The sequence below is a fragment of the Catenibacterium sp. UBA627 genome (assembly GCF_002299355.1).
In the GTDB taxonomy this organism is placed as follows: Bacteria; Bacillota_I; Bacilli_A; order Erysipelotrichales; family Coprobacillaceae; genus Catenibacterium; species Catenibacterium mitsuoka.
In genome coordinates this window covers 1-8,470 of the sequence record NZ_DBPF01000149.1, presented here as the reverse complement: position 1 = coordinate 8,470, position 8,470 = coordinate 1, and the positions used below count along the sequence as shown (strand labels likewise).

Sequence of the window (8,470 nt, the reverse complement as noted above, 5' to 3'; positions counted from 1 at the left end):
AAACATGAATCCAAATACACATAACATCAATGCATTGAAAACAAATATATATTCGAAGATTGACTTATTCATTTTATTAGATACATATAAAGCGATAAAGTCAGTACCAGCAGTACTTGCATTACCTCTTAAGGCAATCGCAATCGCAAAGCCATAAAGGAATCCACCAAAACATACATTCAAGATCACATCATCAAATAATGGATCAAATGATAATACCCTTGTGAAAATACTAAAGAAGATAACTTGTAAGAAAGAGAAGAAAACAAATTTCTTACCTATTGTCTTATAACATACAATTGCGACAGGTAGATTGAGTACAATCACAAGTGTGGAAATAGATAATGAATATCCATAAAGCATGCTGATACGATTAATTAGAATCGCAATACCTGTAAAACCACTTGATAAAAGGTCAGAAGGATTCAAAAATGTCTGAATAACAAATGTCTGTAAGAGTGCCGAAAAGAACACCGCAAAGAAAGTAATAATATATCTTTTATTTGTTTTGTAGGCTGCTGACAAGTTTTTCGACATTTTCCTGGTCCACACTTTCATAATCATTGGCATGTGTGCCAGTATAATAGCTATAAGTGACAGACTTGCCTGAAGTTGTAGGATCTTCTTCATAATCCTTACAAGAAGAATGTACCTGGGAGATACCTGTATGTTCCATTAAAGAGGATGCATTATTATAGTTCACACCACTTCCTGCAAGAACTTCAATATCCTTACCATAATTTTCTTGTAATGATTTGATCTTATCTGCTCCATCTATCGCAGTAGGCTGACCACCGCTTGTCAAAACACGATCAATGCCAAGTTCAACCAATTGAGTCATAGCATGATCTAAATCATCACAGCAGTCAAAAGCACGATGGAATACAGCCGTACGATGGTATTTATGAATAAGTTCTACAAATTCTCTTGTACGCTTGACATCAATTGTATGATCACTCTTTAAGAAACCAAAAGCGAGACCATCTGCACCATTTTCTAATAGATCTTCTGCTTCTAATAACATCTGTTTATATTCTATTTCATCATAAGTAAAACCAGCACCACGAGGTCTAACCATACAAATAATAGTCAATGTTGTTTCTCTTTTTAAGAGTTTTAATGAAGCAACAGAAGGTGTTAAACCTCCTAAATATAGAGCACTGTTTAATTCAATGCGTGTGGCACCACCCTTATAAGCACGTAGGCCATCCTTATAACTTCCACAGCATACTTCAATCATAGTTCTGTTTCCTTTCTAGATAATTGATAAAGTGTTAAAGCATAAATCTTTGCATTGGTAATAAGATCCTCTCTTGTCATCCATTCATTGGGATTATGTCCAATACCTTTCTGTCCTGGGAAAGAAGGTCCAAATGGAACAATATGAGGCATCATTTTCGCATAAGTACCACCTGTTGTAGTAACTGGAGTTCCATCATTACCCGTTACATATTCATATGTCTCTTTCATGATTTCTACCATAGGTGCCTTTTTATCAAAATAAACAGGTTTAAAATGAGACACGACTTCATACTCATACCCTTCAATATGATTGAGTTTATCAATTATTTCTTCTAGTGTAATTCCTGCAGGATAACTGATAGAAAAGCTGAAATCTTCTTTAGTCAAATGATAGTTACGGATTTCTAATTGTCCAAACTCATCATTCTTATAATCAATACCAAGTCTTTCACCTTTGTTTTGTGTATTTAAGATATAGTTATTCATAAAAGTAATCAAATGATCTAGATCAGCTTTCACTTTGATAACAGCACGTCCCCTTTCAGCATAAACAACAGGATATTTACAATCTGGTGTAAAGCCGGCAATAGGTGCTTTTTCATGATCTAAATAATATTTTAAATCCTCAAATCCTGATTCTTCATCACAGCCAAAGATGATACGTACTTCTCTTTCAGGCTTTATACCAAGTCTCTTTAAAGCAGTAAGGGCATAAAGACATGAAAGAATAGGACCCTTGTTATCTAGAATACCACGGCTATAAATCACGCCGTCTTCTTCATAAGCACTAAATGGTGGATGTTTCCAGCCTTCACCTACTGGTACAACATCTAAATGACCACAGGCACATACATAATCATCACTTTTACCATAACGAGCATAACCGATATAATGATCAACATCCACTGTTTCAAATCCAAGATCACGAGATAACTGGAGTGTTTCATCAAGTGCATGGCGTACACCTTCTCCAAAAGGAGCATCATTCACAGCCTCAGATTCTACACTATCAATACGTACAATACGCTTGATGCCTTCAATCATCTCATCTGCAATCTCATCAACAGCCTTTAATATTTCTTCATTCATTATTTTCTTACCAATGGGGCTGTTCTTGTACGCATATAATCATCAAGCCATTCCTGACTTGCTTTTTCAAACACACTATGTTCACCTTCATGCTTTACTACAAATACAGTTGGTTCAAGTTCTGGAGTTGCAACTACAAATGAGAAACCTTCAATATTTGTGGCACATCCCCATTCACCTTTATTATTCATAGCGATTAAAGACATATCTCCTGCTTCACCACGACGTTTGATTAATTCTTTAGAGAATGTATTAACAGCCTTTTCACATGCAGCCTGTGGGTGCATACCTTCCTTCATCATTCTTACGATTTCATAAGAGACACATCCCTTCATTACATCTTCACCAAGTCCTGTTGCACTTGCACCACCGACTTCACTATCAACATAGAAACCTGATCCAGATACGGGTGAGTCACCTACTCTACCAGAACGCTTCATAAATAGACCACTTGTAGAAGTCGCAGAAGTCATCTTGTCATGTTCGTCTAAGCAGACCATACCAACTGTATCATGACCAGAATAAGGTTTAATTTCTTGAGTCATTTCTTTTAATCTATTATGATAATGAATTTCAGCACGTTCAGTGAGCATGTTCTTTCTTTCAAAGCCATTCTTAGATGCATATTTTTCAGCACCTGCACCAACTAAGAAGTTGTTGACCTTTTCATGAGATAATTTTCTTGCGATTTCTACAGGATTGGCAAAGTCTTTGATTGCCCCAACACATCCTACTGAAAGAGTATTTCCGTTCATATAAGCCGCATCTAATTCAACAATCATTTCTTCGTTAGGTAATCCCCCATAACCTACTGATTTATAATATGGGAAATCTTCTACAGCCTTAACAGCTTCAACGATTGCATCTCCTGCATCCCCATGATTCTTTAACATTTCATCTGCTTTTGTAATACCTTCTAAAGCCATTCTCCAAGTAGCAATAATACCGTACATATTAATATCCTCCTTTTATTGAAAGAGGATACGTCCTCACGTATCCTCAAGTTAATTTAGAAACAATATTTAGAAGCAACAATGTCTTCGTCTTTCTGCTCACACATTGCCTTAGCAAGCTGACAGATTCCTTCTAATGATTCATTTAAACCAGTACCACCCTTCTTAGGTGTCTTGATGATATGAACCTTGTCTTTATATTCATTAATTGTCTCTTCATTTTCGATACTCATTGCAGCTATAGCATGTGAATGAGTTTTTTCGTTAATATCATAAGCGACACGTGCAGCCATGCGCCCATAGCCAAGATAGTTGAAACATGGACCACAAACAACAACATCTGGTTTAATTTTTTCTACCATTGCGCAAAGTTTACGGCTGACTTCATCACTATTTGCTTCATAGAATCCATCTCCACAATATAAACAACATACAACATGTCCATTTACCTGTTTTAAGAATGGTTCCATCATAATAGCAGGTCCACATGATTCTTTTACGAGTCCTAAAGGTACCATGTGATCATCTTTAATCCCTTTACCAGACTGGATCTGGTCATAAATCATTACGATTTTCATGTTTCATCCTCCTTCTTATAGATCGTCAAAAGATAAGTCGTCTAAATCAATGTCGTCTTCTTCTTTAGCAGCCTGAGCCTGAGCTTCTTCATTTAAGTACTGCTTATCAAGTACCTTGATGAATGGCATATAGATAACAACACCAATAACGATTAAGGCAGCCTGAAGCAGTGCACCTACCCAGTTAGTGGCTAAGAAACCTGAGATAATTGGTGGCATAGTCCAAGGGATGTTGATACCTGAACAGATTGGAACAATCTTAAGAGCCATACAGAAGTATGAGATAATGATGTTTACTGTTGGCACTAACATGAATGGAATAAGCATAGTTGGATTTAATACGATTGGTAAACCGAATACGATTGGTTCGTTGATACCAAAGATACCTGGAACTAAAGCAAGTTTACCTAAGTCTGTAATACGTTTAGATTTACAGAATAATAACATTGCGATTAATAATGATAATGTAGAACCACATCCACCAAATGTAGCGAATAAGTCCTGGAACTGCTGACAGATAATATGTCCTGTACCCTGTCCTTTAGTGAAGAAAAGAATGTTTTCAGCTGATAGAGTCTGAAGAATTGGGTTAAATACAGCACCTACTACAGATCCACCATTGATACCGAAGAACCAGAATAAGTGTAAGAAGATATAAGCAACAACCATTGCCCCTAATGTGTCACCAAGGTTAAGTAATGGTGTCTGTAAGAATTCGAAGATAATCTGGAATACGTTTGTTCCTAAGAAACCAAACATTAAGTTTACTAGGAAGAAGAAAGCCATTACGAATGTTGCTGGAATCAATGCTGAGAAAGATTCTACAACTGTTGGTGGAACACCAGCTGGCATCTTGATTGTCCAGCCTTTACCTTCTACCCAAGCATAGATATGTACGCTTAAGAATGCAGTAATGATACCTACGAAGATACCCTTAGCACCAACCCATCCTAATGGGATACCAGAAAGAGTTGCTTCAATAGTTTTAGATCCTACAGCAACATTACCAGTGATTGAATATGGCATGATTAGGAACCATGACATAAGTGCACAGGCAGCACCGAAGATCTTGTTTGTCTTCATCTGACCAGCAAATGAATAAGCGATACCCATTACCGCAAATACTGCCATGATAGTGAATGTTGCATCAGATGGCTTTGATAAGAATGCAGCAAGTGTCTCACCTGTTTTCTGATTGATAATTGTTGATTCTAAAACTTTTGTCCAAGCTGTAATTGGAAAGTTTGCGATTAATAAGAAAATTGATCCTGCAATAAGTAATGGTGTTGATACTAAGAAACCATCACGAATTGACATTAAGTATTTATTACGCCCAATTTTTTCTGCTAAAGGCATTAAATACTTTTCAAGTTGTTTCATCATACTTTAAGTACTCCCTTTAATTATTATTTATTGTTTTTTTTGATTAATAGAATAGCTTTTTTAAGTACTCTTTCACCGTTCATCATACCGTAATCATCTTGGTCGATCACAGAAATAGGTATGTTTAGGTGCCCGAAGTTAGCTACTGTTTCGTCATAAAGATATTCAACCTGTGGACCAAGTAAAATACAATCAGGACAATCAGAATTAACGATTTCTCCTAATTTGTTATGAGAGAAAGCAGCCACCTTGATTGGTAGGTTATGGCTATTTGCGACTTCCTGCATCTTACTTGCAAGAATACTAGTAGACATACCTGCACTACAGAATAAATAAACCTTTTTCATCCTATTCTCCTCCTTCTAATTTTTTAATTCTTTGAGATAGTTTGATAATCTCTTCAGCCATGATCTTTGTTGTTTCAGCATTCATAAGCTGATCTTCCGCATGCATAAGAAGAATTGTTGGAACTGTCTTTTCACCACATGCTTCCTTCTGGATAAGTGATGCATGTGCTTCGTGACCTTTCACAAAGCTTTCTTCTCCTTCTTTTATTTTTGCGCGAGCTTCATCAAAATCACCCTTCTCAGCAAGATACATTGCCTGTACATAGCGTGACTTTGCGGTACCCACGGCAGAAATAATGTTAAAACTTAATAATTCTAAATCTTCCATGTGATTTCCTCCATCTCACAATTCATAGTATAAACTTATATTTATTTTCAGGTAGTGAATGCGATTTCCTCTATTTAGGAAAAATTCACTACTTTAGTACGTGCTAGATAATCATGTAATGCTAGATGTTCTTTCTTATTCACTAAACATAAAATAGCACTCACGATTGTAATCGCAAAGCCAACATACATCATCGGCTTTACTAAACTAATACCTAAACTGATTTGTAATACCTGATGTAATATTGTACTTGCAGAATATAGAACTCCTTCAATAATAATGGCTCCTAATACTTCTCTTAGTAATAGTTCTTTAAGGCCTACATCTTTACCATCACTCTTTACAATCTTAATATGACATATTCTTTTACCGATTGTCTGTCCCTTATTAATAACTAAAGGAATCACAACATAGTAGATAATGGCGCCTAGTAATGCGAATAACCCACAAATCAGTCCTAATTGATGAGGGTATTCTAATAGATTCTGGTTCTTCATTGTGCCATAAATCTTCTGTGACACAATTGCGATAGGAAATGATGTAAAAAGAGCACCAATATACCAATCTAATAAGTATGCACCAAAACGTCTTGGTAATGATGCAATAGTCTGTTGTTGTTTTTTCATATGTTACCTCACGCTGTCATCAGCTTCATAAATTGTTGATAATTGTCTGCTTCGATAAACTGCATCAGCTGGTTATAATCAATAAGTACATTGGATAACCAGTCAAAGAATGTATGCAGCATCTGATTATCCTGTTCACTAATAGATAATAAGAGAATAAGACGTACTTCATACTTTCCCCACTTAACGGGATTCTTTAAGACCATGACGGATATAGTAGAACGTAATGGCTGTACTGTAATGGCATGAGGTACCGCAAAGCCCTGCACAAAGGCTGTTCCTGCCATCTCTTCTCTTTTAAAAACATCTTCTTTATATTCTTGTGTGGCATAGCCTAACTGAATCAGATTATCACATAAATAGTTAATGGCATCTTCCTTAGATGCGATGTCTTTTTTTATAAAGAATGTTTCTTGTCCAATCAGCTTCTTTACAATATGACAGAACTGATCATGATATTTTTCTCTATCTAATTGATTCAATGCCTGGAAGATCTGACTTTCATCCTCATAGTTCACAAATAAACTGATTGATACTGTCTTAATAGCCAATTCATGCTGCAAAGGTACAACAGTCAAAATCAAGTCAGGATGAAGTGATGCAATCATATTATTTTCAAAGAATGGGAATACTTTAATAATTTCCATACGTTCTCTAAAACGTGTTTCAATCTTATCCATACATGCTTTCGCCAGCATCTGATTATGGGGAATAATCATGACTACACGATATTTCTGTGTATTGATATGTCTTTCATAGGCTGTTCCAAAATGTAAAGCAAGATAAGAGATTTCATCTTCTACTAAAGGTTTACCTGTAACTTTAGAAATGACATCACTGGCATGTATCGCCATTTCAAAGACTAGAGGATATTGTCTTTTAATCTCCTTTAAATAAGCTGTTGTATTAGGTTTATCTACTTTAATACGATCAAGCAATGACTGCATATGAATGACTAAGCTATTGTAAAGTTCTTCATCATCTGTAAAATCAATATCAAAACAATCTTTAATGTCTAATAATACTTCTTCTACTAACTGTTGTGATTCTGCTTTTAAATCTACATGACTGCCTCTTCCTTCCAATAAGAAAGCAAACTTAACGACTTCTTCTTCAACATAAGGAATACCAAACTTTTGTGATAATTCTTCAAAGAAATCCTTTGAGACACGATATTCTAAATCAATACTTGTACAATCACTCTGTGTTTCATATAAATAATTCTTATTCCTGATACGTTCAATCGCAATACCCGCATGCATCATCAACATAGGAAGACTGACATTCTTGAACTTATAATGATTATTTGCGCAGACATTCTTAAAGATTTCTACTACATCAATGAGATTAAAATCCTTCCATAAATGAGACAAGGCACTGATATTTGTGAAGTTTCCTTTGATTTCTGATTCTAATAGATGCTTATATACAGAACGCTTCTCATTTTCATTACCTTCTAAACGAATGTGGTTCTTTACACGTATCACTTTTAAAGAAGGATATTGATTGAGTATACGTCTGATATTTCTTAAGTCATTATCAATCGTATAACCACTGACATAAATACGATCCTGTAATTCAATGAGATTGATTTCCTGTTTAAACAATAATTCCTTAATGATCCAAGATACACGTTCCTGAGATGTCTGAGGAATGACTGACTTTGTCGTAATTCCTTTGACACTTGTCAGCATCTCGTCTAAGTGATAACCTTTACGACGATTGGCTTCTATAAGAGTACATTCATACTCTTTATTAATATGCTCAATATCAGAACGGATTGTACGATCTGATACAGACAACATAGAAGCAAGCTCTTTACCTGTCACCCATTCATCATAATCATGAAGGATATCTATAATACGCTGCTGTCTATTATTCATCCGTATAACCTCCTGTACCTTCATTGTAATGGTTTACTGTG

10 protein-coding genes are annotated in these 8,470 nt (G+C 35.5%); all 10 read right to left on the bottom strand.

Annotation, left to right across the window (positions count from 1 at the left end; genetic code table 11):
- Positions 1-537, bottom strand: a 537-nt coding sequence (locus tag B2S90_RS10075; protein ID WP_286696997.1) for a YitT family protein, incomplete at its 3' end; no start/stop codon positions are given.
- On the bottom strand, positions 500-1,240 hold the full coding sequence (locus tag B2S90_RS10070; protein ID WP_055289033.1) for a copper homeostasis protein CutC: 741 nt from the start codon (positions 1,238-1,240) through the stop codon (positions 500-502). The genes B2S90_RS10075 and B2S90_RS10070, both read right to left, overlap by 38 nt.
- Positions 1,237-2,331 (bottom strand): Sapep family Mn(2+)-dependent dipeptidase, encoded by a 1,095-nt coding sequence (locus B2S90_RS10065; RefSeq protein ID WP_286696996.1) that lies wholly within the window; start codon positions 2,329-2,331, stop codon positions 1,237-1,239. Before B2S90_RS10065 ends, B2S90_RS10070 begins: the two co-directional genes overlap by 4 nt.
- The gene (locus B2S90_RS10060) at positions 2,331-3,284 is read right to left on the bottom strand and encodes a N(4)-(beta-N-acetylglucosaminyl)-L-asparaginase (protein WP_055289029.1); all 954 of its coding nucleotides are present in this window, start codon (positions 3,282-3,284) and stop codon (positions 2,331-2,333) included. The genes B2S90_RS10065 and B2S90_RS10060 overlap by 1 nt, the downstream gene beginning before the upstream one ends.
- Before the next feature lie 56 nt (positions 3,285-3,340).
- A complete protein-coding gene (locus B2S90_RS10055; protein WP_278779867.1) occupies positions 3,341-3,862 on the bottom strand; it encodes a GrdB-related putative oxidoreductase in 522 nt (173 codons plus the stop codon).
- A 15-nt stretch (positions 3,863-3,877) separates the two neighbouring features.
- Positions 3,878-5,245, bottom strand: coding sequence for a PTS sugar transporter subunit IIC (locus B2S90_RS10050; RefSeq protein ID WP_278860605.1), 1,368 nt, complete (start codon positions 5,243-5,245; stop codon positions 3,878-3,880).
- Positions 5,246-5,268: 23 nt separating this feature from the next.
- Entirely contained in the window at positions 5,269-5,592 is a 324-nt protein-coding gene (locus tag B2S90_RS10045) for a PTS sugar transporter subunit IIB (RefSeq protein WP_055289024.1), read from the bottom strand.
- A gap of 1 nt (position 5,593) precedes the next feature.
- The gene (locus tag B2S90_RS10040) at positions 5,594-5,920 is read right to left on the bottom strand and encodes a PTS lactose/cellobiose transporter subunit IIA (protein ID WP_006504762.1); all 327 of its coding nucleotides are present in this window, start codon (positions 5,918-5,920) and stop codon (positions 5,594-5,596) included.
- 74 nt (positions 5,921-5,994) lie between these two features.
- A complete protein-coding gene (locus B2S90_RS10035; protein ID WP_278779862.1) occupies positions 5,995-6,546 on the bottom strand; it encodes an RDD family protein in 552 nt (183 codons plus the stop codon).
- A gap of 8 nt (positions 6,547-6,554) precedes the next feature.
- Complete coding sequence (locus tag B2S90_RS10030) at positions 6,555-8,429, bottom strand: BglG family transcription antiterminator (protein WP_286696995.1); 1,875 nt, start codon at positions 8,427-8,429, stop codon at positions 6,555-6,557.
- Positions 8,430-8,470: the final 41 nt, after the last annotated feature.

Coding starts and splice junctions, on each gene's coding strand:
- B2S90_RS10070 (WP_055289033.1), bottom strand. CDS start 1,240: ATGATTGAAGTATGCTGTGGAAGTTATAAGGATGGCCTACGTGCTTAT.
- B2S90_RS10065 (WP_286696996.1), bottom strand. CDS start 2,331: ATGAATGAAGAAATATTAAAGGCTGTTGATGAGATTGCAGATGAGATG.
- B2S90_RS10060 (WP_055289029.1), bottom strand. CDS start 3,284: ATGTACGGTATTATTGCTACTTGGAGAATGGCTTTAGAAGGTATTACA.
- B2S90_RS10055 (WP_278779867.1), bottom strand. CDS start 3,862: ATGAAAATCGTAATGATTTATGACCAGATCCAGTCTGGTAAAGGGATT.
- B2S90_RS10050 (WP_278860605.1), bottom strand. CDS start 5,245: ATGATGAAACAACTTGAAAAGTATTTAATGCCTTTAGCAGAAAAAATT.
- B2S90_RS10045 (WP_055289024.1), bottom strand. CDS start 5,592: ATGAAAAAGGTTTATTTATTCTGTAGTGCAGGTATGTCTACTAGTATT.
- B2S90_RS10040 (WP_006504762.1), bottom strand. CDS start 5,920: ATGGAAGATTTAGAATTATTAAGTTTTAACATTATTTCTGCCGTGGGT.
- B2S90_RS10035 (WP_278779862.1), bottom strand. CDS start 6,546: ATGAAAAAACAACAACAGACTATTGCATCATTACCAAGACGTTTTGGT.
- B2S90_RS10030 (WP_286696995.1), bottom strand. CDS start 8,429: ATGAATAATAGACAGCAGCGTATTATAGATATCCTTCATGATTATGAT.